Source organism: Chitinophaga parva, from assembly GCF_003071345.1.
Classification (GTDB): Bacteria; Bacteroidota; Bacteroidia; order Chitinophagales; family Chitinophagaceae; genus Chitinophaga; species Chitinophaga parva.
In genome coordinates, this window is sequence record NZ_QCYK01000002.1 from 467,860 (window position 1) to 490,898 (window position 23,039).

The 23,039-nt window shown below is 51.4% G+C and carries 20 protein-coding genes; 16 read left to right on the forward strand and 4 right to left on the reverse strand.

The features are described 5' to 3' along the window. Positions 1–94 precede the first annotated feature (94 nt). The 4 genes from DCC81_RS12380 (at position 95) to DCC81_RS12395 (ending at position 4,935) form a co-directional block, all read left to right on the forward strand. Positions 95–1,252, forward strand: a complete 1,158-nt coding sequence (locus DCC81_RS12380; protein WP_108686935.1) for a TlpA disulfide reductase family protein — start codon at positions 95–97, stop codon at positions 1,250–1,252. A 220-nt stretch (positions 1,253–1,472) separates the two neighbouring features. Then, entirely contained in the window at positions 1,473–1,829 is a 357-nt protein-coding gene (locus tag DCC81_RS12385) for a BlaI/MecI/CopY family transcriptional regulator (RefSeq protein ID WP_108686936.1), read from the forward strand. A gap of 11 nt (positions 1,830–1,840) precedes the next feature. Beyond that, complete coding sequence (locus DCC81_RS12390) at positions 1,841–3,313, forward strand: M56 family metallopeptidase (protein WP_108686937.1); 1,473 nt, start codon at positions 1,841–1,843, stop codon at positions 3,311–3,313. 194 nt (positions 3,314–3,507) lie between these two features. Continuing rightward, entirely contained in the window at positions 3,508–4,935 is a 1,428-nt protein-coding gene (locus DCC81_RS12395) for a GH1 family beta-glucosidase (RefSeq protein WP_240612973.1), read from the forward strand. A gap of 79 nt (positions 4,936–5,014) precedes the next feature. Here the strand turns inward: DCC81_RS12395 and DCC81_RS12400 are convergent, their stop codons facing one another. Together DCC81_RS12400 and DCC81_RS12405 are read right to left on the reverse strand one after the other, a co-directional pair. Then, positions 5,015–6,262: a hypothetical protein gene (locus DCC81_RS12400; protein WP_108686939.1), complete on the reverse strand. Its 1,248-nt coding sequence runs from the start codon at positions 6,260–6,262 to the stop codon at positions 5,015–5,017. Positions 6,263–6,283: 21 nt separating this feature from the next. After that, positions 6,284–7,621 carry a DUF4270 family protein gene (locus tag DCC81_RS12405; protein ID WP_165806562.1) on the reverse strand — a complete coding sequence of 446 codons (1,338 nt, stop codon included), beginning with the start codon at positions 7,619–7,621 and terminating at the stop codon, positions 6,284–6,286. A gap of 319 nt (positions 7,622–7,940) precedes the next feature. Between DCC81_RS12405 and DCC81_RS12415 the strand changes: the two genes are divergently transcribed. The 7 genes from DCC81_RS12415 (at position 7,941) to DCC81_RS12445 (ending at position 14,283) form a co-directional block, all read left to right on the forward strand. Further along, positions 7,941–8,978 (forward strand): Kelch repeat-containing protein, encoded by a 1,038-nt coding sequence (locus tag DCC81_RS12415; RefSeq protein ID WP_108686942.1) that lies wholly within the window; start codon positions 7,941–7,943, stop codon positions 8,976–8,978. Continuing rightward, positions 8,978–9,325 carry a DUF4907 domain-containing protein gene (locus DCC81_RS12420; protein WP_108686943.1) on the forward strand — a complete coding sequence of 116 codons (348 nt, stop codon included), beginning with the start codon at positions 8,978–8,980 and terminating at the stop codon, positions 9,323–9,325. Before DCC81_RS12415 ends, DCC81_RS12420 begins: the two co-directional genes overlap by 1 nt. Positions 9,326–9,510: 185 nt before the next feature. Then, complete coding sequence (locus DCC81_RS12425; protein WP_108686944.1) at positions 9,511–10,770, forward strand: sensor histidine kinase; 1,260 nt, start codon at positions 9,511–9,513, stop codon at positions 10,768–10,770. Then, on the forward strand, positions 10,745–11,461 hold the full coding sequence (locus DCC81_RS12430; RefSeq protein ID WP_108686945.1) for a LytR/AlgR family response regulator transcription factor: 717 nt from the start codon (positions 10,745–10,747) through the stop codon (positions 11,459–11,461). The genes DCC81_RS12425 and DCC81_RS12430 overlap by 26 nt, the downstream gene beginning before the upstream one ends. Positions 11,462–11,597: 136 nt before the next feature. Continuing rightward, positions 11,598–12,320: a hypothetical protein gene (locus DCC81_RS12435; RefSeq protein WP_133177645.1), complete on the forward strand. Its 723-nt coding sequence runs from the start codon at positions 11,598–11,600 to the stop codon at positions 12,318–12,320. An 82-nt stretch (positions 12,321–12,402) separates the two neighbouring features. Continuing rightward, the gene (locus tag DCC81_RS12440; RefSeq protein ID WP_108686947.1) at positions 12,403–13,569 is read left to right on the forward strand and encodes a hypothetical protein; all 1,167 of its coding nucleotides are present in this window, start codon (positions 12,403–12,405) and stop codon (positions 13,567–13,569) included. A gap of 9 nt (positions 13,570–13,578) precedes the next feature. After that, on the forward strand, positions 13,579–14,283 hold the full coding sequence (locus tag DCC81_RS12445; protein WP_108686948.1) for a hypothetical protein: 705 nt from the start codon (positions 13,579–13,581) through the stop codon (positions 14,281–14,283). A 111-nt stretch (positions 14,284–14,394) separates the two neighbouring features. Here DCC81_RS12445 and DCC81_RS12450 read toward each other — a convergent pair whose 3' ends face one another. Together DCC81_RS12450 and glmM are read right to left on the reverse strand one after the other, a co-directional pair. Then, on the reverse strand, positions 14,395–15,522 hold the full coding sequence (locus DCC81_RS12450; RefSeq protein ID WP_108686949.1) for a cysteine desulfurase family protein: 1,128 nt from the start codon (positions 15,520–15,522) through the stop codon (positions 14,395–14,397). Between the two features lie 185 nt (positions 15,523–15,707). Then, entirely contained in the window at positions 15,708–17,087 is a 1,380-nt protein-coding gene (gene glmM / locus DCC81_RS12455; protein WP_108686950.1) for a phosphoglucosamine mutase, read from the reverse strand. Positions 17,088–17,527: 440 nt separating this feature from the next. Here glmM and DCC81_RS12460 point away from each other — a divergent pair, with 440 nt between their 5' ends. The 5 genes from DCC81_RS12460 (at position 17,528) to DCC81_RS12480 (ending at position 23,031) form a co-directional block, all read left to right on the forward strand. Further along, positions 17,528–19,546, forward strand: a complete 2,019-nt coding sequence (locus DCC81_RS12460; RefSeq protein ID WP_108686951.1) for an LTA synthase family protein — start codon at positions 17,528–17,530, stop codon at positions 19,544–19,546. Between the two features lie 109 nt (positions 19,547–19,655). After that, entirely contained in the window at positions 19,656–20,399 is a 744-nt protein-coding gene (locus DCC81_RS12465; protein WP_108686952.1) for a class I SAM-dependent methyltransferase, read from the forward strand. A gap of 2 nt (positions 20,400–20,401) precedes the next feature. Then, positions 20,402–20,983, forward strand: a complete 582-nt coding sequence (locus DCC81_RS12470; protein WP_108686953.1) for a phosphatase PAP2 family protein — start codon at positions 20,402–20,404, stop codon at positions 20,981–20,983. Next, positions 20,980–21,717 carry a ZIP family metal transporter gene (locus DCC81_RS12475; RefSeq protein ID WP_108686954.1) on the forward strand — a complete coding sequence of 246 codons (738 nt, stop codon included), beginning with the start codon at positions 20,980–20,982 and terminating at the stop codon, positions 21,715–21,717. The genes DCC81_RS12470 and DCC81_RS12475 overlap by 4 nt, the downstream gene beginning before the upstream one ends. Before the next feature lie 21 nt (positions 21,718–21,738). Next, positions 21,739–23,031: a hemolysin family protein gene (locus DCC81_RS12480; protein ID WP_108686955.1), complete on the forward strand. Its 1,293-nt coding sequence runs from the start codon at positions 21,739–21,741 to the stop codon at positions 23,029–23,031. Positions 23,032–23,039: the final 8 nt, after the last annotated feature.

Here is a 23,039-nt window from a genome sequence, read left to right on the forward strand (position 1 = left end):
CCGGCAGGTCCTGGACACACCGCTTATCATAATCCGATTGCAATTCCCGCTTGCTTTCAACAAATTTGTAACTGAGTAAAATCTAATCAGAGAAATGAATAAACTGACCTTAGCCGCGGTGCTTTTAAGCCCGATGTCGCTTTTTGCGCAGGCTAAAACCAAACCAACCAATCCCGGCCATCCTTTTGTGATCGTGGGCACTGTAACTGAGCAGAAAGGTGGGCTCAAAGCCTACTTCAATACCCGCCGTGGCGGGGAGAACGTGATAGACAGCACGGATGTAGTGCAAGGTCATTTTACGTTCAAGGGCACCATCATAGAGCCTTCCATGGCCATGATCACCTTTAGAGCCGTACCCAATGCGCCGGTAGATCCCCTCAATCCTTACAAGCGCGACCGCCTGAGCCTTTTCCTGGACAAGGGAACTATCAACGTTACCACCACCGATTCTATCAGTAAAGCCACCGTGACGGGCTCTAAAGCGCAGGTAGCCTATGAGGATGTGGAAAACAAGCTGAAAGATGTGAACGCCCAGGCAGAAGACCTGCAGCGCCAGTACCGCGACCTGTATAATAAAAAGGATACTGCCGGCATGAAGGCGCTGGAATCTAAATTTGAAGAGCTGGATGCCGCTGAAAAAGTGATCTACGCGGATTACCTCAAGAATAACCCGGCCTCCCCGGTGGCCATGTTCGTGATGAACAACTATGCCGGGTATGATATTAACGTGGCAGAAGTGACGCCGGTGTTTAACAAACTGGCGCCGGCTGTAAAAGCACTGCCCTCCGCAAAAGAATTTGCAGAACGCCTTTCCGTGGCCCGCAAAACCGCCATTGGCCAGCAGGCCCTGGGCTTCACCCAGAAGGATACTACCGGCAAGACGGTGAGCCTGGCTGCTTTCAAGGGAAAATATGTGCTGGTGGATTTCTGGGCCAGCTGGTGCGGCCCCTGCCGGGCAGAGAACCCGAACGTGGTAAAAGCTTATAATACCTACAAAGACAAGAACTTTACGATCCTGAGTATTTCCCTGGATGACGATAAAGAGAAATGGGAAGAGGCCATTACCAAAGACGGCCTGTCCTGGACCCACGTATCTGACCTGAAAGGCTGGAAGAATGCTGTGGCTGAGCAATACGGCATCCGCGCCATTCCCCAGAACCTGCTGCTGGACCCGCATGGCAAGATCATTGGCAAGAACCTGCGCGGCGATGCCCTGGATAAAAAACTGGAAGAAATACTGGCCAGCAAATAAGCATTTGCAGCCCTTTAAAGCATAAAATGTATTAGCAAGAGAAGCGCCCTGGGATGCCCCGGGGCGTTTTTTTATACCAGTAGCAGCTGAATATTTGTCCCATAACGCCTCCATGCCCCCCAAAAAACAGGCATCAAAAAATGTTACAAAAAAAATATCTACGAAAATTTCGTAGTTCTACGAAACTGTCGTAATATTGTTCCAGTGAATCATTTTTACCATGGAAAAACTCACCCAGCAAGAAGAAGCCGCGATGCAGGCCGTTTGGAAATCCGGGCCCGGATTTATCAAGGACTTCATTGACGCACACGCAGATCCTGCGCCACCTTACACTACCCTGGCCTCCACCATCAAGAACCTGGAGAAAAAGGGTTTTGTGACCAGCCGCAAAGTAGGTAACGTGCACGAATACACGCCCGTGGTAGACGAGGCAGATTACAAACAAAAGTTCATGAACGGGTTTGTGAAGGATTACTTCGAGAACTCGTACAAATCACTGGTCACCTTCTTTGCGAAGGAAAAGAAAATCAGCCCGGAAGAGCTCAAAGAGATCATCCGGCTTATTGAAAACAAATAAATCCATTGATCATGATACCTGCATTGCTCGTCTACCTGTTCAAAGCAAACCTGGCACTGGCTATCTTCTGCGGCATTCACTACGCGGTGCTGCACCGTCTCACCTTCGTGAAAGGTAACCGCTGGTTCCTGCTGGGCGGCGCCTTGAGTGCGCTGCTGCTGCCACTGATACCCGTCAACGACCTGCTGATGAAGCACGAAGAGCTGCAACAGGTGGTGATACTTTACCTGCCATCCCTGCCCGCGCCCAAGCCTGCACGCCCCTTTGCGTGGGATATTGTCACCACGGTATTCTGGATAGGGGTAACGGTAATGGCTATACGCTTTATATTACAGCTCCTGTCGCTGGGCCGCCTGCACCGCAGTGCGCAGCCAGCGCAAATAGACGGATACCGGGTGCACACCCTGCGGCAAAGCGTAAGTCCTTTCTCTTTTTTCAGGAACATATACCTCAATCCCGCGCTGCATGCGCCCCACGCGCTGCCCGGCATCCTGCGCCACGAAGCGGTGCACGTGCGCCAGTGGCATACACTGGATATAATGCTGGGCGCTGTTGTGCAGGTCTTTGCGTGGTTCAACCCCGCAGCCTGGCTGTTGCAGCACGCCATCCGCGAAAACCTGGAGTTCATTACAGACCGCACCATCCTGCGGGAAGGCATGAACGCCCAACAATATCAATACAGTCTGTTAGAAGTTAATGGGATCCCAACTGCGACGGCCATCGCAAACAATTTCAATTTCTCATCTCTTAAAAACAGGATCAAAATGATGAACAAGCAACGCTCACCGCAATACCAGGTATTGCGCTATACAATACCCGTGGTGGCCGCAATGGCGCTGGTACTGGTGCTCAATGCCAGCAAGGCTGCCCTCATGCCCGTAAAAGACAAGATCATCAGCCTTACGGCACCGCTGCGCTCAACGCCCGCAGATACAGCAACGCCGAAGATCATAGAAGACGGCCAGTCCAAAGACAAGCAGGAGCCCACCGGTACAAAGGTGTCCGGGGACAAAAACACAAAAAACGGGCAGACGTTCACGATGAAAGGTGATGTCCTTGTAGCAGAAGACCGGGTAATGCCGGGTAACGGAGGCAGCGCCGCTACCATTACGGGTGATAACATCACGATGTCCGAAAGAGGCGCTACCACACTGCAATCCGGGGATACCGGCGCTCCCCGCATCATGATCGTAGGATATGGTACACCGCGCGGCGAAGAAATACGGGACACCGTTTTGGGCCGGAAGGGAGCCATCCGGATAGGGACCGGGAAGCCGGGGGAAGAACCCCTATACATTGTTGACGGGAAACCGGCAGACACGAAAGCGCTGTCTGGCCTCAGCCCGGACAATATCCAGTCTATTGACGTGCTGAAAGACGCCGGCGCAACTGCCATCTATGGCCCCAGGGCGAAGTATGGCGTGATCCTCATTACCACTAAAAAGGGTTCCCAGGCACCCGCATCCACCGGTAACAAACAATAAACTGCCCGTACCATTTATAGAAAATAGACAGCATACCGTAAAAACAACCACGGCACTTCATTCCTGATCCGCTGATCGTACACAAACCGCACCGGCCTCACTCCGGTGCAGTTGTGTTTCAGGATTAACAATAATATAATGCCTGTATCCCGCTAAACTGGCGTAAAATGCAGGGTTATGGCAGGTAGGTGAACATGCCTGTCCGTATCGTACAAATGCATCAATTCCCGGAACATTTTACCCGCCAGGATTTTGGCGATGATTTCAAGTGGGGCGTGGCCATCTCCGCGGTCCAGAATGAAGGCGCCGCAACACTGGATGGCAAAGGCCGTTCTATCTGGGACGTTTTCAGCCAGCAAAAAGGCAAGATCAGGGACCGCAGCCATCCGCATATCGCTACTGATTTTTACAACCGTTACCGCGAAGACATCCGCCTGGCCAAAGAACTGGGCTTCTCCGTATTCCGCTTTTCCATTTCCTGGACCCGCCTTATTCCCCTGGGCACCGGCGCTATTAACGATGCCGGTATTGCCTTTTACCACCGCGTGATAGATGCATGCCTGGAAATGGGCCTGGAGCCTTACGTGACCCTTTATCACTGGGACCTGCCCCAGGCCCTGGAGCAAAAAGGCGGCTGGACCCACCGGGGCACCGTGTTTGCCTTTGAAGAATTTACCCGCCTGTGCTGCCGCGAGTATGGTGATAAAGTGAAGAACTGGATCATCCTCAATGAGCCTTTTGGCTTCACTTCGCTGGGCTATATGCTGGGCGTACATGCTCCCGGCAGGTTTGGCCTGTCCTACTTCCTGCCGGCCGTGCATCATGTGGCCCTGGCCCAGGCGGCCGGTGGCACCGTGGTGCGGGAAATGGTGAAAGATGCCGTGATAGGCACCACGTATTCCTGCTCCCACATTGTGCCCTATACGCAGCAATCGCAGGACCTGCAGGCCGCTGCAAGGGCAGATGCGCTTTTTAACCGCTTGTTCATAGAGCCCGCACTGGGGTTGGGTTACCCGGCAGATGCCTTTCCCTTGCTGCATAAAATAGAGCGGCGTTACGCCCTCTGGCGCGATTGGGATAAGCTGGCGTTCGACTTTGATTACATTGGTATCCAGAACTATTTTCCACTTACCGTGCATTTCAATGCCTTCATGCCTTACGTGCAAATGTCGGAGGTGAAGGCCTCCAGCCGCCAAGTGCCGCTTACAGGGCTGGGATGGGAGATCAGCGGGGAGGGGATGTACAATATCCTGAAACAATTTGCCGCTTATGATGGGGTGAAGAAGATCATCGTTACGGAAGGCGGAGCGTCCTTCCCGGACCTGATTGCTGAGGGTAATGTGCCGGATCAGCAGCGTATTGATTATTTCCGGGAATACCTGGGCGCCGTGCTGCGGGCCAAAAGGGAAGGCATCCCGGTGGAGGGGTATTTTGCCTGGACCCTTACCGATAATTTTGAATGGGCGGAAGGCTACCGGGCGCGTTTTGGGCTGGTGCACGTGGATTTTGAGACCCAGCAGCGTACTATTAAGGCTTCAGGGAGGTGGTTCCAGCATTTTTTGCGGGGAGCGGATGTGGCCGCGCAAACAGCAGGTACCAGGGCGGGACATCTCCGTATCTGACATGCATTTTCACCGGATGAACCTATAAAAAAAGCCGCCCTCAAAGGCGGCTTTCATTGTATTGATGACATTCACATAATTAGTACTCCTTGCGCTTAATGAACCACAGGTCACGGAAGGTGAGGTGGAACACGGCATTCACATATGTTTCCTGCACCAGGCCCCCCGCCATGGTACCACGCCGGCCTATTTCCATGGCCAGGGAGTAGCGGAGAATGTAGCCCTTGGGAATGGACACCCCTACGGTTACATTGTTGTCAGTGATATTATGACCGTCAATGCTCAGGTAACTTTCATTGTGGCTACCACCCAGTTGCAGCAGGATACCTTCCATGGCGCCATTATAATAGGTCTTGGTCAGGGAATACTCCAGGCCACCGGAAATGCGGGTAGCATCCTTCAACTGGTAAGTGGTGGTCTTGTTCAGGTCATTCCACAACTGGCGGCGCACATCCCCTACGATGGTCAGCTTGTCATTAGACAGGGAGAAACCACCTCCATATTCCACCGGCAGGGTGAAACCTTCCTTGGCCAGGTCGTCTTCAAACAGGGTCTGGTCAGATGAATTGTTGATGGTGATCTTCGGACGCATCGTGAGCGGCGTCTTGAAGCGGTAGGTTGCCCCCAGGCCCAGGTTCCATTTTTTAGACAACTTGGCGTGGTACTGCGCGCCACCCGTAAAATTCACGTTGTAAGCGTACTCGCTGCGTTGTGAATAAATAGACCCGTTGGAGATATTATCGTTGAAGGTTTCTTTGGCATTGATAGGGCCAAACAGGAAAGCGGAAGAAATACCCAGTGACAGGTTCTTAGTAACGCGTACCCCGTTGGACCAATAGATGCGGTTCAGCCCACCGGAGCCTTCCACCGTAGCCTTCAGATCGGTGGCGGCACCTGCAATGGATTTATTTTCACTCAGACTGTAATCTACAGAGCTGTAAGGTGAAAAACCTACTGCGGAGCCCCAGCGGCCAGGGACCACATTGAACCCGAAAGCTACGTGGCGGAACTGGAAATCCCCGCCGGTAGAACTGGTTTGGGTGCTCTTATAGTCGGAAATTTTAAAATTGAGCGCACCTTCCAGCATAAAGTTCTGGGTGGGCACGGCAGCATAGGAGGCCGGGTTGAGTTCATTCAGGAAGCCTACGGATTGCCGGGCCATACCGGAACTACCTATACCAAAACCACGGCTGTAATCATGTTGGTCCAGGTCCCCGATGGCAAATGCGGAGTACAAAGAATTCGCTCCCTTCTGCGCCACTGCCTGTTGTCCTATCAGCAGTAACACGGAACCTGCGCCAACGCTTAAGATCTTTTTAATATTCATATCGATGATTACGGCCTTTTATTATTGGTAGTTTAGGTAATAAACCTGAATGGTCATTCTGTTGGTGGTGGCGGTGCTATGCTTGGCATCGCTGAGGAGGATCCGGTCTGTGCGGGCACGGAAATCGCCCAGGTTAGGCATGATCATCAGGCCATGCATATTTTCCGGGCCGCCCTGTACAGCGATCTGGTTGGCGATAAAGTTGGAAATATCGTACGTATAAGCCGTTTGTTCACTCGCCAGCTTGTCTATCACCAGGTTCCCATACTGGGTGCCACCCGTGGGTGAAGTGAGTGTATCTAATACGTGGTTATCGCGGTCTACCTCGCAAAGTGTCAGTTTGGGAGGCAGGGTAAATACAGAATAGGAACTGTTCACCGGGCGCAAGACCAGCACGGCTTTCAGCACATGCGTGAACTTCGCATAGTTCAGCAGGTTGGGCAGGGTAGGGAAATCCAGGCGGGCTACCAGGCCGGTAGCTGGCTGTATGTAGGCTACATGGCCGAGGTCGTTGGAACTGATAGACCGGTACTTGTTCAGGCCAGGATAGGGGATCTGATCCATTTTCCCGATGGGGGTGCCAGTGCGGTTCCACTTGTAAGAGTTGAACTGCAGCTGGTTATCCGTGATCTTGAACGTGAGGGCCTGCGGAGTGGAAACAAGGTCCCGCAGGTGGTAGTGCACACGCAGGTAAGCGGTGGTATCGGACCCGCCGAAGCCCATGATGATATTTTGCCCGTTGTGGCTGGTAGTCTGGATGGAAATGCCGCCAAAGTAGTTCAGGAAATCCGCCTGGCTGGTGAGGGCCACGGTATGGCGGCGTGCCTGGTCCAGGAAGTCCTGGCCGATGGCGTCCGGGAGCCTTATATGTATAATGGAGTCCACGCTGGGGCGGAGCCTGCCGCTCCAGGTACCCAGGGGCGTGGCATCGTAAGGCCAGGTCTCATTATTATACAAGGCCGTCTGCGTGGTGGGCAGCAGGATCTTTTTAGTAAGCTTGTGCACATTGATGGTCTGCACGCTCATACTGTCGCCGTAGAAGTAGTGGTTGGGCTTCAGCACAAATTCGGTGGAGTCGTACACCACGTTGTTGTCGATGGTGGTAGAAGTGGTAGCCGGTGTTTCCAGGTGAAAATAAGAACCTGCGGTAAGGGTCCCGAAATTGGGATCTGTGTACTCGCCGGTCAGGATGGTGGCCGACCCGGAGGTCACCAAGGAGTCCAGCTGGTAGGTGCTGAGGGCGCACGTAAGCGAATCTACCAGTGTGTAATTCGTCTGATGTTCCGGGTCAATCAACCCGTCGTATTGAAAAGGTGTCTTATCGCACGAAACGATGGCCGTCAAGGGCAAAATGCACATGATAAGCATGCAGGTGTTGTAAAACCGCCTGCTTTGGAATGAACGGTACTTGGCAAAATTCATGGAGCGCAATTTCAATCAGGGATGGTACCCTTTCGCTTTTAATTATGCGAATTACGGTAATTTATCGATGAATATTAATAGTGTATCTTTTAAAATTTGCATTATGGCACCCCTGCCAGCCGCAAAAATATTAGCTTTGGAAGATAAAAAACGTAATTTCACGGCGGAAATGAAAGCTTACATCTATTTCCACTAGAAGGCTAATGTAAGCACCAATAATTTTGAACACCTTAAAAAATTCAATTAAAATTCAGCTATGCGGTTATTAAAAGGTTCTTGGCTCGTGTTGTTGCTGGCGGCAGTGGCCTGCTCCAAAAGTGATAATAATGATAAACTGGGCAACTGGCACAAGGATGGATCAGTAGGCTCCCTCCCGGCGGGAAGGATTCTCTCTGCGGGTTTTGTAGTGGGTGACAGCGCTTACTATGGTACTGGCTTTGACGGCAACGTAGGTACAACTGCCTTTTGGACATATGAAGTTAAAAACCATACGTGGAACCAGATCGCCGACTTCACGGGTGCTCCCCGTTGGGCTGCGGCCGCCTTTGGTGCGGGTGGCAAAGGTTACGTAGGTACTGGCTATGACGGTCAATACTATTACAACGATTTCTATCAATACGATCCCAAAACCGGCGCCTGGACCCGTATCCAGGACCTGCCCGGAACTAAACGCCGCTATGCTACCGGCTTTGGTATTGGTGACACGGGTTACCTGACTTCCGGCCAGGACTCTACCCCGGCTGCCAAGAAGGATTTTTATTACCTGAACACTTCTTCCAACACCTGGACTAAAGGCTATGGTGAATATAACGGTGATCCCCGCTACGGTGCTACTGTATTTGTGCTCAATAACATTGCTTATTTTGCTACAGGTATGTCCAATAGCGGTACCACTACTACCGACTTCTATGCAATGAGCCCGGACAGTCTCAAGGCAGGTGTGAACCCCTGGCACAAACTCCGGGATATCACCAACTCCAGCGTAGATTCTTACGATGACAAGTACACTACCATCGTGCGTACTTACGGTGCTGCTTTCACCATCGGTGATAAAGGATATATCGCTACCGGCCAGAACGGTGGTTCTACCCAGACCTGCTGGGAATATGATTACAAAACTGACCAGTGGACACAGAAGTCTGACTTTGAAGGTAATGCCCGCTATGGCGCATTCGGCTTTACCCTGAACAACCACGGTTACATTGCCGGTGGTGGTTCTTCCCAGTCTACTAACTCCCTGTACACCGATATGTACTGGTTTGCACCGAACGAAACGCTGACTGCGAACGACTAATGACGAGAACGAATTGGATACTTTTTGCTGGCAGCCTGTTGATCCTGATCTTTGTATTGGTCAGGAACAACAGGCACCATGCTAAAAGGCCCGGCCACGAGGTGACCGCCAGGGCTTTTGAATGGCCGGAACGCCCCGGGGCCTTCGGTTTTTATATGTTGGTGGACGGCGATACCGTGATCCGCCAGGCCTGCATCCCGGCTATCCAGGGCAAATATGCCTTTGCCAGCCTGGAAGATGCACAGAAAACAGGTGACTGCATGGCGCGCCGTTTTGTGGCAAAACCCATCGAGTTACCCACGCTGACCGTGCATGACCTGGACTCCCTGGGTATCAAACATCCCTGACCGCCAGCAGTGGCTTCTTTCCCTAACCCCACCCGCCCGCTGCGGCTGCTTCTTCTCCCTAACCCGCAATGGTGGCCCTCCCCAGGCTACATATAGGATTCATTTTAACATATGTTTAAGGCCTCTTTAAGGAACTTTAACAAATCCGTTAGGGTTAAAGGTGTAAGTTTGGGCGATTCTCACCCATGATCCACTATAAGCAATTTATCCAGAATAAGATCGTCGTTATCTTGCTGCAGGTAGCGGCATGGGCTTGCTTTTTCTTTTTCCCGTTTTTCATTTACCGCATCCAGGTGCAGGATTCATCTTTCTTTTTCAAGGAATTGATCAATGCCCTTTTCCTGATTGCGCTGTTTTATGTAAATATTTACCTGCTCATTCCGCGTTTCCTGGTGCGCAAGCACCTGCCGCGTTACCTGGGGATGGTGGTGCTCATGGTGGGTATCATCGTGGTACAGCAGGCGGCCGTGGAATATGTGTTTTTTAAAAATGTAACCAATAAGCCCCGCCTCATCGGGATGCAATACGAGCGTGCGGCCCCGCATGTAACACCGGCCGGCCACACCCCGTTATTACAGAATCAGGACGGCCAGCCGCTGGTGAGCCAGTCCCTGGTGGGCGATAGTTTTTACGCACCACCCTCTTTCATGGAGCGCAGCCTGCGGGATAGCCTCTACAGCACAGATGTGCCCGCCCAGCGCCGCTTCTTTTCGGGCAATGTGTTCCTGGTGGAAGTGCTGCGCAAATCCAGCCTGTTTGCCTTGCTCATGCTGTTCATGAGCGGCTTTATTAAAATAGCGCTGGAGTGGTTCAATACCGAAAAACAGAAGGAGGCGCTGGAACTGGCCCAGGTAAATGCAGAACTGCGTTTTCTCAAGTCCCAGATCAACCCGCATTTCCTCTTCAATACCCTGAACACTATTTATTCCCTGGCCCATAAAAAATCGGAGCAAACGGAAGACGCCATCCTGAAGCTGTCCGGCATTATGCGCTACGTAATCTACCTGTCTAACGAGAACCGGGTACCGCTGATCAATGAAATGCAATACCTGGAAAATTATATCGAAATACAGAAACTACGCCTGCTCAAGGACATCCGCGTCCAGTACCTGGTGAACGGTGATCCGGAGGGCCTGCTCATAGAGCCCATGATGCTGATACCCTTTGTGGAGAATGCTTTCAAGCACGGAATCAGTTATGCGGAGCCCTCGTTCATCAACATTAACCTGGATATCCTGGGGGATGAAATGCACCTGCAGGTGAGCAACAGCCTGTTTAAACAACGGGTATCTGAAAGAGGAGGCATAGGACTGGCCAATGTGGTGAAAAGACTGGAACTGGGCTACACCGGCGCCCATCAATTGTACGTAGGCGAGCAGGAAGATAAATTCATCATAGATCTAAAAATAGTGCTGAAACATGATACGATGTATAGCGGTGGATGATGAGCCACTGGCGCTCGAGATCATCGAAGATTATGCTAAAAAATCTGCTGCGCTGCAACTGGTGCAGAAATTTAACCGGGCTGCAGACGCCCTTAAATTTTTGCAGGAAGAAGAGCGGGTGGACCTTATTTTCCTGGATATAAAAATGCCGGATATTGATGGTATACAATTGGTGAAATCACTAAAGAACCCGCCGCTGATCATCTTTACCAGCGCATACGAACAGTATGCCCTGGACGGGTATAACCTGGATGTGATCGATTATTTGCTGAAGCCCATTTCCTTTGAGCGCTTCCTCAAATCCGTGACCAAGGTGCAGGAATACCTGTCAAAGGAAAAAGCGCCGTCATCTGCCACCATCGGGGATGGTAAGCTTAATGATTACATCTTTATCAAAACAGAATACAAGATCATCAAGATCAACCTGGAAGATATATTGTTCATCGAAGCCCTGAAAGATTATACGAAAATTTATACACAGAACCAGCCGGTGCTCACCCTGCGCAGTCTTAAATCATTTGAGAACAAATTGCCGCAGGAAAAATTTATCCGGGTGCATCGCTCTTACCTTGTATCGCTCGATAAAATCAACTCGGTGGAAAGAAACACCGTGATGATTGCAAACCAGCCCATTCCCATCAGTGAGGGCTATCGCGATCGCTTTTATGAACTTATCAGCCGCAACAGCTAAGCAGATCTAAATCGGGGTACACTAGACCGGACAGCCGAAAAGCTGCCATCCGCCTGTGTTTCAGCGGATGCCGCCTTTTACGGTGAAGGGTACTTTTATGCAAAAAAATACACACACTCATTCACAAAGCATTGTTATGTTACGCTACAACACCGGCCGTTTTGATTATTCCGCAGTGATCCGGGCCCTGCGATTCTATTATCCCATTGGCATTGCGCCCAGCGAAGGACAGCGCTATGAAGAGCACATTGCCACCTTGAAGCTCAAGGCACTTATTGGCCGCAAGTTCAACAGCGGTTTTTACGACAGCCGCTGGAAGCCTTTCCAGCAGGAGGTTTCAACGCGCCTGCAACTGCCCGTGGAAGACGTCACCTACGGGGAAGATGCTGGCTACGGAGCCGCCATTGTGCTGGAAGAAGTGAAGGGCCCGGGCTTTGAACGCCGTAAGTTATTATGCTTTTTTGCCAGCATGCTGGGCCCTTTCAGCGTAATAGCAGGCATAGACCAAAGTGCTGTAACGGTGAATGGCACGTCTTATTTCACCTATAACCTGCTCACGGTATCGCCGGAAAACGAGTATGCAGACTACGCCAACACGTTGCTGAAAATGATGAAGCAGCGCTTCCCGGATCATCGCCTGCTGCCGTTCCAGGTGTGGGGCCAGGTGGTGGATGGGCTGGAACTGCCGGCTGGGAATGGCCCCTGTTCTGTGTTTGAAGCGCTTTTTAATGATGTGCTGCAGATAGAACGGGGTAAGGATGGGGCGATAAAGAATGTGCCGATCGTGGGGGATGAGATGTTTGGGATGGAGGATTGGAAGGTGAGGAAACGGGAAAGGATCGAAGCTAATATTTTTTAAGAATATTTTAATCCTTAACAATTGATTTAATAGTTATCTTAATTTGAGTTTGTTCGATTTTTTAACCCCTCAAAATGTCCCCATGAAATTTAGAACCAGCAGTTTGTGCGCTGCGATCTTTTTTACAGTGTTTTTTTTCAACTCTTGCAAGAAACAGGCAGCTTATCACACCCAAATTCAGCTTTCGGCCACACTGTCCTGGCTTGACGAACAGAAGCAGGTATTTAAAAATAACGAATCTTGGATAGATTCGCTTAAGAGTAGTATACTGTCTGATGGTGCATCGACCAATTTCGATTCTTCCAGGTCGCTAGTAGTTTATAGATTGAATACAAGCAAGTTTGCTAATTTTCTGGCATTATTTTTTGATCAGGATGGCAAGGTTTTAAATGGCGATTTAGTAAATATAAGCAGCCCTGACACGGAGAAAATTGAAGAAGCTGCTGAAATAATAAAAGGTGCGTTAACCCATTCCGTTCGAATTGGATATTTTACAGGCGAGATTTCAATCTCAATGGTTAATCGTGCTTTTATTAACGGGCTGGTATATCGTAGTGGCCAAATGAGTGGAAAGAGAAACTTGGCTTCGGGTGCAAGTTTGAAGACAAAGTGGTTGCTTGCTAACTCGTCAATTGGAAGTAGCCGGACAGAGAACGTTGCGCCTGCATGTGACGATTGGTACTATGTTGTCATAGATCTCGAAACACAGGAAATAGTTTCTGTGACATACGCATATTCGGTTTGTCCGGAAGGCGGTGGTTCTGGTGGAGGTGGGGGAACCGGCGCCGGCTCGGCAAGTGATTTGAATAAGTGGGAAACAGCCGAAGATGCATCTGCGGCTGCTCAAAGCCATCTGTGTGATGACCATGTTTATAATTTCGCGACAATTGGAAATAGCTTTACCGCTGAAGTAGATGGAATTGGCGTCTCCCTGGTTGGTCCGAAAGGGGAATTTTTTAACATTGAGTTTGGCCAAAGTTGCATTACAATACCAAACTATAAGCTCGCAAATGGAAGTCAGGCGTCAACGGCTTTGATAGAAGGTTATAATGCTGCAATCAGAGATCTCGTTAGTGAACTTCAAGAAGGGAGTCTATTGCCCAGGCAAGCTGCCATTATAATGAGAATGAAACAACTTATCAACCAAAACATATCGTTGTCAGCGGGCCTTGAATCCGGCACTGGAGCTGTATTAAGTTCTGGTGGGTGCCAAGGAACAGTGCCGATAAATCAAGCAAAGTACTGTTAATACGATTTCATGCTACATTACAATAGTGATAAATATGACTTTAGTCCGTTGGAAAAGACGATCCAAGACTATTATGACTTTTCAAAAGTAAGGACGGGTGACTTGTATTTTGGCTATCCGGCTAATGCAAGGTGGAATGAAGTCATTTCGCAGAAGGCTAAGAATACATTTTTTGAGGAAACATGGGTCCCTTTCGAGTCTGCTATTGGCGATAAGCTCGGGAGGAAAATTGTCGGAACGACGTTTCATGCAGAGCCTTCTTATAGTGGATACTTTTTATTGGAAGAGTTTAGAATGAAGGATTTTCTTAGAATAAAAAAAATTCACTTTTTTCTCAGTTTACTAGGGCCATACTATACTATTTTGGGAGTAGATGAAAGTTACGTAACGGTAAGTGAAAGAAGTTATCAAAGTTTAAATTTAATAACGATATCACCGTCTGGTGAATATGCGGACACTTTTAATCTTACCGATAAATTGATAACAACTACATTCAATGCATTCAGGTTCGTTCCTTATTTTATTCTTGCTCAAAATATCGGGATGTCTAGTATGGACAGCTTTACGGTATTTGAAGCCTTATTCCATAATTCCATTTTGAAGAATTTTGATAGGGCAGAAGTGTATGGAAGTAAAGTTTTTGGGGGAGAACGGTGGTTAAAGTCACCAAATGACATAGGCCATTGGACAGCCGGACCTCCAGATGATCTTTAGGGGCTGGTTCGGTGCAGAATATGTCATATAGAAAGGAGATACAGCAAAGCTGTGTTAGAAAAGCTTAGTGAAACTATTTCTAACACAGCTTTGCTGTTTTTTAAAGTTACATCAGAGGATCTCTTTCAGCTTCGCTACCACTTCATCCACTTCCTCTTTCGTATTCTGCTTGGAGAAAGAAAAACGCACGGCTATACGATCTGTATCCGGGTTTACAGCCGCAATCACGTGGCTGCCAATATCCGCGCCGGACGTACACGCGGAGCCGCCGGAAGCACAGATGCCCGCAATATCCATGTTAAACAGGATCATCTCGCTTTTTTCTGTTTTGGGGAAAGAAGCATTCAGCACGGTGTACAGGCTGCGGCCAAACAGGTCGCCATTGAAAGTAACACCGGGGATATGTTTTTGCAGCTGCGCTGCCATATACATACGCACATCGTTGATCTGTGCGCTGTGCGCCTCATGATCACGGGTGGCCAGTTCCAGGGCTTTGGCAAAACCTACGATGCCGTACAGGTTTTCAGTACCGGCGCGCATATTGCGCTCCTGGGAACCACCGTGTACAAACGGCGTGATCTTCAGGCTTTCGTTAATATAGAGTATACCCACGCCTTTGGGCCCATGGAATTTGTGGCCGGCGCCGTTGATGAAGTGCACATAGGTGTTGCGCAGGTCAAACGGATAGTGACCTACGGTCTGCACAGTGTCGGAGTGGAAAATGGCGTCAAACTCCTTGCAGAGGTTACCCACCGCCTGCATGTCCAGCAGGTTGCCGATCTCGTTGTTCGCATGCATGAGGCTTACCAGCGTTCTTTCCGGGGAGGAGGCCAGCAGCTGGCGCAGGTCTTCCAGGTCCACATGGCCATTGGGCAGCAGCTTCACATGGCTCAGGCGGATGCCTTCTGTCTTGTGGTAATACTCCGTGGTGTGCAGGGTGGCATGGTGCTCAATGGGAGAGGTGATAATGTGGCGGCAACCCAGGTCGCGGATGGCGGCCAGCACGGCGGTATTGGTGCTCTCGGTGCCCCCGCTGGTAAAAAAGATCTCGCCGGGATTGGCTCCCAGGATCTTCGCCACGGACTTACGGGCATTTTCCACGCCCAGGCGGGACTCACGGCCGTAAGAATAGATGGAAGAGGGGTTGCCAAATTTTTCCGTCATGTAGGGCAACATTGCATCCAGCACCTCCTTGTCCAGCGACGTGGTGGCGGCATTGTCGAAATAAATTCTTTTCATGGTGGTTGGTTGGTTCTATAAAAAAAGTAAGGAGCGGTTAGCTGGCCTGGTTGGTGAATTTTGTTGTAACGGCAACAAAATTACAAACTTTCACCATTCCAGCTAACGGCTCCTTTTAAATATGTACCAGGTACCGGGTAAGCGGAGGCCAACCGGGATATCCGGTTACCCGGTTACCGGCCCTGCTACAGTAGTTCCTTGATATCCTGCATGATCTTACGGGCGATATTGTCTGCCGTGGTGGCATTCTGGCTCTCGGCGTAAATGCGGATAATGGGCTCTGTGTTAGAGGTGCGCAGGTGTACCCAGTCGGTGTCAAATTCTATTTTCAGGCCATCCACGGTGTTCTGGGGCTGGTTCCTGTATTTGGCTTTGATCTCTTCAAAAATGGCTTTCACATCCACGCTCTTGTCCAGCTCAATCTTGTTCTTGGACATGAAATAGTCGGGATAAGTGCGGCGCAGGGCGCCGATGCTCTTCTGGGACTGGGCCAGGTGGCTGAGGAACAGGGCGATGCCGATCAGGGCGTCGCGGCCGTAGTGCAGGTCCGGCATAATGATACCACCATTGCCTTCACCGCCTATTACGGCGTTCACTTCTTTCATTTTGGCCACCACGTTCACTTCCCCTACGGCTGCGCCAAAGTATTCCCCGCCATGGCGGAGGGTCACGTCTTTGAGGGCGCGGGTGGAGGAGAGGTTGGACACGGTATTGCCCTTGCGTTTGCCCAGGATGTAGTCGGCTACGGCCACCAGGGTGTATTCTTCGCCAAACATGCTGCCGTCTTCGCACACAAAGCAAAGGCGGTCCACATCCGGGTCTACCGCGATGCCCAGGTCTGCCTGGGTTTTGTTCACCGCGTTGGAAAGAGCGGTGAGGTTTTCCGGCAGGGGCTCCGGGTTATGGCTGAAGCGGCCATTCACTTCGCCAAACAGCACTTCACATTCCACGCCCAGGGCCTGCAGCAGGGCCGGTACGTAAATGGCGCCGGTAGAGTTTACGGCATCCAGTACCACCTTGAACTTGCGGGCTTTGATGGCTTCCACATCGGTGAGGGGGTGGTTTACCACCGCGTCAATATGCTTTTGCAGGTAGCTTTCATTGCGTTCATAGCTACCCAGCTTGGTTACGTCTGCAAAGTTGAAATCTTCACTGGCGGCTATTTCCAGGAGGGCGGCGCCGTCTGCGCCGGAGATAAATTCACCTTCGGCATTGAGCAGTTTCAGTGCATTCCATTCTTTAGGATTGTGGCTGGCGGTGAGGATAATGCCACCGGCGGCATTTTCCCACTTCACGGCCATTTCCACGGTAGGGGTAGTGGACAGGTCCAGGTCTACCACATCCAGGCCCAGGCCATTGAGGGTAGCTACTACCAGGTTTTTCACCATTTCGCCGGAAATACGGCCGTCACGGCCGATCACGATCTTCTTGCTTTCCGGCTGCTGGCGGAGCAGCCAGGTGCCGTACGCAGCGGTAAATTTTACTACATCCACCGGGGACAGGCCTTCGCCTGGTTTGCCTCCGATGGTACCACGAATACCGGAAATTGATTTGATGAGTGCCAAATTTTTGGATTTTAAAGGACTGCGAAGATAATAAAGTTGATGAATGACTGGTACTATTCCCAGGTGCTTAAAACGCAGTACGCCCGCGTTCATTGTGATGCGACCGGGAATTGAAAATGATTTTTAGATTATTTCACATCTGGATATTTATAATTTATTGAAAAATCCCCGGTGAACAAACGGTTGCGGGAAAAAACCTTCACCGGACTGTCACGGGCATTGCGCAGGCTTTCCACCGGACCATCAGGAACTTTATCCAGTCCAGGGCCTCCGCTTATCCCGGACCTGGGGGGCTGCTCCCCGGTAACGCTGGTATCATGATAAAATGTTATGTATTATTTAATCAGATTCTAATGTATCTACCCTACTGCTGTGCTTTAACCCCCGCTTTATCCCTATCTTTGCAGGCATTTTAAGATTAACAAATCCTTATTTTTTCCATGAAAAAATTATGGGGGGCTATTCCCCGGTACGTCCGCTACGTATTCGCTCAATCCGCATATCTCTACCTCCTCCTGATCTTTTTCAGGGCCATATTTTATTTCTTCTGCTTCAATACTACTGATCCAAACCGCAGTGACGTGGCCAGGGCCTGGTACCTGGGCCTCAAGTTTGACCTGCGTCTGGTGCTCATCGTGATGGCGCCGCTCCTGCTGCTGGCGCTCATTGCCCGGGAAAAGTTCTTCGTGAAGCCGCTCATCCGCCGCATTCATTTTATTTACCTCTTTATCATATACCTGGGACTACTGCTCCTTTACCTGCTGGACCTGGGCGAGTATGCCTACCTGGGCGTACGCCTGGAGCCTTCCATCCTGCGCTTTGCCGCCAACGGGGAAAAGGCAGATAACACCCGCATGCTCTGGCAGAGCTACCACGTGGTGCGCTGGGCCCTGGGCGTGCTGGCCTTTTTTGTGCTTACCTGGTGGGGCTTCCGCAGGGTATTTTACAGGCAGGCCCATACCACGGCCATTTCCCTGAGCAAAGGGCGCTACGCCAGTTGGATCGTGACCTCTGTACTGGTATTTGCCGCGGGCATTTATGGCAATTTTGCCTACTTCCCCCTGCGCTGGAGCCAGGCCATGTTCACCCGCGATAACGCCATTACCAGTCTGGCCCTGAACCCGGTGCTGTACTTTATCAGCAACCTCTCCGTGAATGACGATACGTTTGATGCGAAGAAAACCCGCAGCTTTTACCCTACCATGGCCAGCTACCTGAATGTGGATGAACCGAACGATGAGCTGCTGAATTTTGTGCGCACGGCCGCCGGCGATACCAGCAAGCCCAAGTTGAATGTGATATTGGTAATGATGGAAAGCACCGGGGCGGCGCCCACCAGCGTGTTCAATAACCCGCTGAATGGCACGCCCAATATGAAGCGCATTGCAGACGCGGGCATCACCTTTGAAAACTTTTATGTACCCGCTATCAGCACGGCCAAGACCGTGTACGGGGTTACCACCGGCCTGCCGGATATCACCCACGTGAAAACCGCCAGCCGTCACCCCCGCATGGTAGACCAGCGCGTGGTGATGGACCAGTTCAAGGGATATGAGAAATACTACCTGCTGGGTGGCAATACCAACTGGGCCAATATCCGCGCGGTATTCACCAATAACGTGGACAGTATCAAGATCTTTGAAGAAGGCTACTACAAGGCGCCAAAGGCGGATGTATGGGGTGTTTCCGATTACGACCTGGTAACGGAGGCCAACGATCTTTTCAAAGCGGCCAATGACCGCAGGCAACCTTTCATCGCCTTCCTGCAACTGGCCGATAACCACCCGCCCTACACCACCACTTCCGGCGCCGGCGATTTCAAAAAACTGGAAAGCAAGGATGTGGACCCGGCAAAGTTCAAGGCCTCCGGCTTTGTAAGCATGGGGCAGTTTAACGCGGTACGGTATGAAGATTACAACATTGGTCACCTCATGGACCTGGCGCAAAAGAGCGGCTACCTGGATAATACCATTTTCATTTTCTTCGGAGACCACAACTGCGTGCTCAATCCTTACAGCTTCATGCCGCTGCCGGAGTTTGAAATGGCCACCGGTGGCCTGCATGTAACGGCCATGATGTATAGTCCCAAGCATATTAAGCCCCAGCGTATCAGCAGCCCGGTAAGCCTGCTGGATATGTATCCCACGGCAGCGGGCATGGTGGGCATGCCGTATAAAAACTATACACTGGGTACAGATATCTTTGACAGCGCGCATGTGCACCCGTACAAATTTATCAGTTATGTGCGCAACCAGGCCGTATACTACGCCGTGATAGGCCCTCAATATCTTTTTGAGACCCAGGCCAACTCTCCCCGCACTGCCCTTTATGACCTGAAAGGCAACCCCCAGGTGGATATCAAAGCCCAAATGCCGGATACCGCGCGTTATCTTGAGAATTTAACGCATGGTTTTTACGAAAGCACCCGATATTTGATGCTCAATAATAAAAAGGGTTAATGGTTAAAGGTTAATCGTTAATAGTGGTTGTAGCTTCGGATCGCCGCCCGTATCTTCGCTTACGGTTTTATCATTAACAATTAACCTTTAACGACTAACGGTTTCCAGCATGGAAGTCTCGAAACAATGGTTCAAGGACTGGTTCAATTCTCCCTATTATCACCTGCTGTACAGCAACAGGGATGAAAAGGAGGCGGCTGCATTCATCGATAAACTGATCGCTTACCTGCGGCCCAGGCCCGGCAGTTTTATGCTGGATGTGGCGTGTGGCAAAGGGCGGCACGCCCAGTTGCTGGCCGACCGGGGTTTTGATGTAACCGGGATAGACCTTTCCATTGAGAGCATATTGGCGGCCAAAAAGCGGGAAAACGACCACCTGCATTTTTACCAGCACGACATGCGCCTGCCTTTCCGCATCAATTACTTTGACGTAGCATTCAACTTCTTTACCAGCTTCGGATATTTTGCCACCCCCCGGGAAAATAATAACGCGCTGCGCACCATTGCACAGGCGCTGAAACCGGGAGGGAGGCTCATGCTGGATTACCTGAACAGTACTTTTGTGGAGGCCCACCTGGTGCCGCACGAGGTATTGGAAAAGGACCGGGTGGTTTTTGACATCCACCGCGCCGTAAAAGATCATAAATTCATCAAGGAGATCAGGATCCTGGACCGGGAAAAACCGGCCCGGGCCACCTTTACGGAATGTGTGAATGCATTTACCCTCGCGGATTTTGAACGGATGTTTGCCCTGCAGGGCCTGAAACTGCTGGACACCTTCGGGGACTATTATTTTAACGCCTATTCTGCACAACACTCTCCCCGCCTCATTTTGCTGGCGGAAAAACAATAAGGATGCTGGAACCGATCATACAACTGGACCGCAAGATTTTTTATTATGTCAATGACCAGTGGTCAAGCCCGGTGATGGACTGGCTGGCGCCTTTCCTGCGCGAGCCCTATACCTGGGCACCACTGTACCTGTTCCTGGCCCTGTTTGCGCTGATAAATTTCCGCCTGCGGGGACTGTGGTGGTGCATGTTCTTCATCATCACCTTTGCCATTTCCGACCAGACCAGCCTTTTCCTGAAAGGGGCGGTGGGCCGGCTACGCCCCTGCCACGATGCGGCAGTGGCCTTTTTCATGCACCAGCGCGTGCCGTACTGCCCCAGCAGCGGGAGTTTCACGAGCAACCATGCCAGCAACCATTTTGCCCTGGCCTTGTTCTGCTTTGTGACGCTGTGGCCTTACTTTGGACGGTACAACTGGCTGTTTTTTGTATGGGCCGCCGCCGTGTCTTACAGCCAGGTGTATGTGGGGGTGCACTACCCGTTTGACGTGCTGGCCGGGGGCATCCTGGGCGCCGGTATTGGCTGGCTGACCTCCACTGTTTTTAACCGCCGCATCGGGCTTATCCAGGAACCGGCCGTAGCATGAACTGGAGCTTTCTCATATTAGTGTTTGCCGCCAGCCTTGCGGGCGGGCTCATTGCCCTGCGGGCAGGGAAAACGGGCAATTTTGCCGTGTACCTGCTGGCCTTCACGGGCGCCTTCCTGTTTGGCATTACCATCATGCACCTGCTGCCAGAGGTCTTTGTCCAGCTGGGCGACCGGGCAGGTGTTTACGTGGTGCTGGGCTTTTTCATACAGGTGGCGCTGGCGCAGCTCTCGCATGGCATGGAGCATGGGCATACCCATGTGCCTGTAGAGGGCGGCGCCCATCACCATCATATTGCCATGGCCCCGCTGCTGGTAGGTTTGAGCATACACGCCTTTATGGAGGGGCTGCCCCTGGGCTTCCGCTACCATGATCCGGCCACCATTCCTTCCCTTATGCTGGGAGTGGCCATGCACAAGCTGCCGGAATCACTGGCGCTGATGACGGTGATGCTGCACGGGGGGGTGGCCCGGCGCAGGCTCTGGGCCATCCTGGTAGGTTTTGGCCTGGTAACTCCTGCCGCAGCCATCCTGGCCTGGCAGTTGGGGCTGCATTTCCTGGCTATTGAACAATATTTCGCGTACGTGGTGGCCCTGGTCATCGGTGCGTTCATCCATATTGCCACCACCATCTTTTTTGAAAGTGGCACCAGGTATCATGAGATCAGCGGCCGTAAGGTCATCGCCATTGCCGGGGGCATCCTGCTGGCATTTGTTACCATGATATTTGAATAATTTTTTATTTTTAACCTCTCTATGGAAGTCGTCATAATCATCATCCTCGTATTAATCAGCGGCCTGTTTGCCATGGCGGAAATTGCATTGGTCTCCGCCCGTAAGAACAAACTGGAGCACGCTGCTAATAAAGGGGATGAAAAAGCAAAGGCCGCCCTGCGGCTGGCCAACAACCCGGACAACTTTTTTTCTACCGTCCAGATAGGCATTACCGCCGTAGGCGTTTTCATTGGCCTTTACGCCGGTGAAACCCTCAAAACCCCGCTGGCCAACTGGCTTTCCTCCACTTTCCCGCGTTTACAGCCCTACAGCAATTTCCTGGCGATCACCCTCATTTTGCTGGGCGCTACTTATATTTCCCTCGTGCTGGGAGAACTGGCCCCCAAGCGCATAGGCCTGGCCCGCCCGGAAGGGGTGGCCAAGTCCATGGCAAGGCCTATGACCCTGCTTTCCCGCCTGGCCTACCCGCTGGTGGCGGTGGCCACGCTGAGCACCAACCTGGTGCTGCGCCTGTTCAACTTCAAGACAGACGACGCCCCGGTAACGGAAGAAGACATTAAGGCCATGATCAACGAAGGTGCCCACTCCGGCACCATCGAGGAAACGGAGCAGGAGATCATTGAACGGGTATTTTACCTGGGCGACCGTAACATCACCTCCCTGATGACCCACCGCACAGACGTGGACTGGCTGGACATTACCGATGAGGAAGCAGACTACAAGACCAAGATCACTGAAAGCCTGCACTCCGTGTACCCGGTGTGCGATGGCGGCATTGATAACATCAAGGGCGTGCTCACCCTGAAAGACCTGTTTTCCGCGGAAGCTGGCGGCAGCCTGCAAACCCTCATGAAAAAGCCCCTGTTTGTACCGGAGCACAACTCCGCCTACGAGGTGCTGGAAAAGTTCAAGGAAACCCAGGTGCATGCCGCTTTTATCGTGGACGAATACGGCACTTTTCTGGGCATGATCACCCTGAATGATATCCTGGAAGCCATCGTGGGCGACATGCCCCAGACCGGCCAGGAAGCGGAATACACGATGTTCAAACGGGAAGACGGCAGCTACCTGGTAGATGCCCAGATCCCTTTCTATGACTTCCTCTCAGAATTTGACCGGGCCGACTGGATGGCCGAATTTGAGCAGGAATTTGATACCCTTGCCGGCTTTATCCTGTACCGCCTGGAACACATACCCCAAACCGGCGAAAAGCTGGAGTGGCGCGGCTTTACGTTCGAGATCGTAGATATGGACGCCCACCGCATCGATAAGATCCTGGTAACAGTGGGAGAGGGGGCTGTAGAAGAAGGGTGAGTTTTTTT

What these genes read in the sequence shown, in the direction of transcription:
- DCC81_RS12415 (WP_108686942.1), top strand. Translation starts at nt 7,941, where the DNA reads ATGCGGTTATTAAAAGGTTCTTGGCTCGTGTTGTTGCTGGCGGCAGTG.
- DCC81_RS12390 (WP_108686937.1), top strand. Translation starts at nt 1,841, where the DNA reads ATGATACCTGCATTGCTCGTCTACCTGTTCAAAGCAAACCTGGCACTG.
- DCC81_RS12425 (WP_108686944.1), top strand. Translation starts at nt 9,511, where the DNA reads ATGATCCACTATAAGCAATTTATCCAGAATAAGATCGTCGTTATCTTG.
- DCC81_RS12440 (WP_108686947.1), top strand. Translation starts at nt 12,403, where the DNA reads ATGAAATTTAGAACCAGCAGTTTGTGCGCTGCGATCTTTTTTACAGTG.
- DCC81_RS12470 (WP_108686953.1), top strand. Translation starts at nt 20,402, where the DNA reads ATGCTGGAACCGATCATACAACTGGACCGCAAGATTTTTTATTATGTC.
- DCC81_RS12465 (WP_108686952.1), top strand. Translation starts at nt 19,656, where the DNA reads ATGGAAGTCTCGAAACAATGGTTCAAGGACTGGTTCAATTCTCCCTAT.
- DCC81_RS12475 (WP_108686954.1), top strand. Translation starts at nt 20,980, where the DNA reads ATGAACTGGAGCTTTCTCATATTAGTGTTTGCCGCCAGCCTTGCGGGC.
- DCC81_RS12430 (WP_108686945.1), top strand. Translation starts at nt 10,745, where the DNA reads ATGATACGATGTATAGCGGTGGATGATGAGCCACTGGCGCTCGAGATC.
- DCC81_RS12435 (WP_133177645.1), top strand. Translation starts at nt 11,598, where the DNA reads ATGTTACGCTACAACACCGGCCGTTTTGATTATTCCGCAGTGATCCGG.
- DCC81_RS12420 (WP_108686943.1), top strand. Translation starts at nt 8,978, where the DNA reads ATGACGAGAACGAATTGGATACTTTTTGCTGGCAGCCTGTTGATCCTG.
- DCC81_RS12400 (WP_108686939.1), bottom strand. Translation starts at nt 6,262, where the DNA reads ATGAATATTAAAAAGATCTTAAGCGTTGGCGCAGGTTCCGTGTTACTG.
- DCC81_RS12395 (WP_240612973.1), top strand. Translation starts at nt 3,508, where the DNA reads ATGCCTGTCCGTATCGTACAAATGCATCAATTCCCGGAACATTTTACC.
- DCC81_RS12405 (WP_165806562.1), bottom strand. Translation starts at nt 7,621, where the DNA reads ATGTGCATTTTGCCCTTGACGGCCATCGTTTCGTGCGATAAGACACCT.
- DCC81_RS12480 (WP_108686955.1), top strand. Translation starts at nt 21,739, where the DNA reads ATGGAAGTCGTCATAATCATCATCCTCGTATTAATCAGCGGCCTGTTT.
- DCC81_RS12450 (WP_108686949.1), bottom strand. Translation starts at nt 15,522, where the DNA reads ATGAAAAGAATTTATTTCGACAATGCCGCCACCACGTCGCTGGACAAG.
- DCC81_RS12380 (WP_108686935.1), top strand. Translation starts at nt 95, where the DNA reads ATGAATAAACTGACCTTAGCCGCGGTGCTTTTAAGCCCGATGTCGCTT.
- DCC81_RS12445 (WP_108686948.1), top strand. Translation starts at nt 13,579, where the DNA reads ATGCTACATTACAATAGTGATAAATATGACTTTAGTCCGTTGGAAAAG.
- DCC81_RS12385 (WP_108686936.1), top strand. Translation starts at nt 1,473, where the DNA reads ATGGAAAAACTCACCCAGCAAGAAGAAGCCGCGATGCAGGCCGTTTGG.
- DCC81_RS12460 (WP_108686951.1), top strand. Translation starts at nt 17,528, where the DNA reads ATGAAAAAATTATGGGGGGCTATTCCCCGGTACGTCCGCTACGTATTC.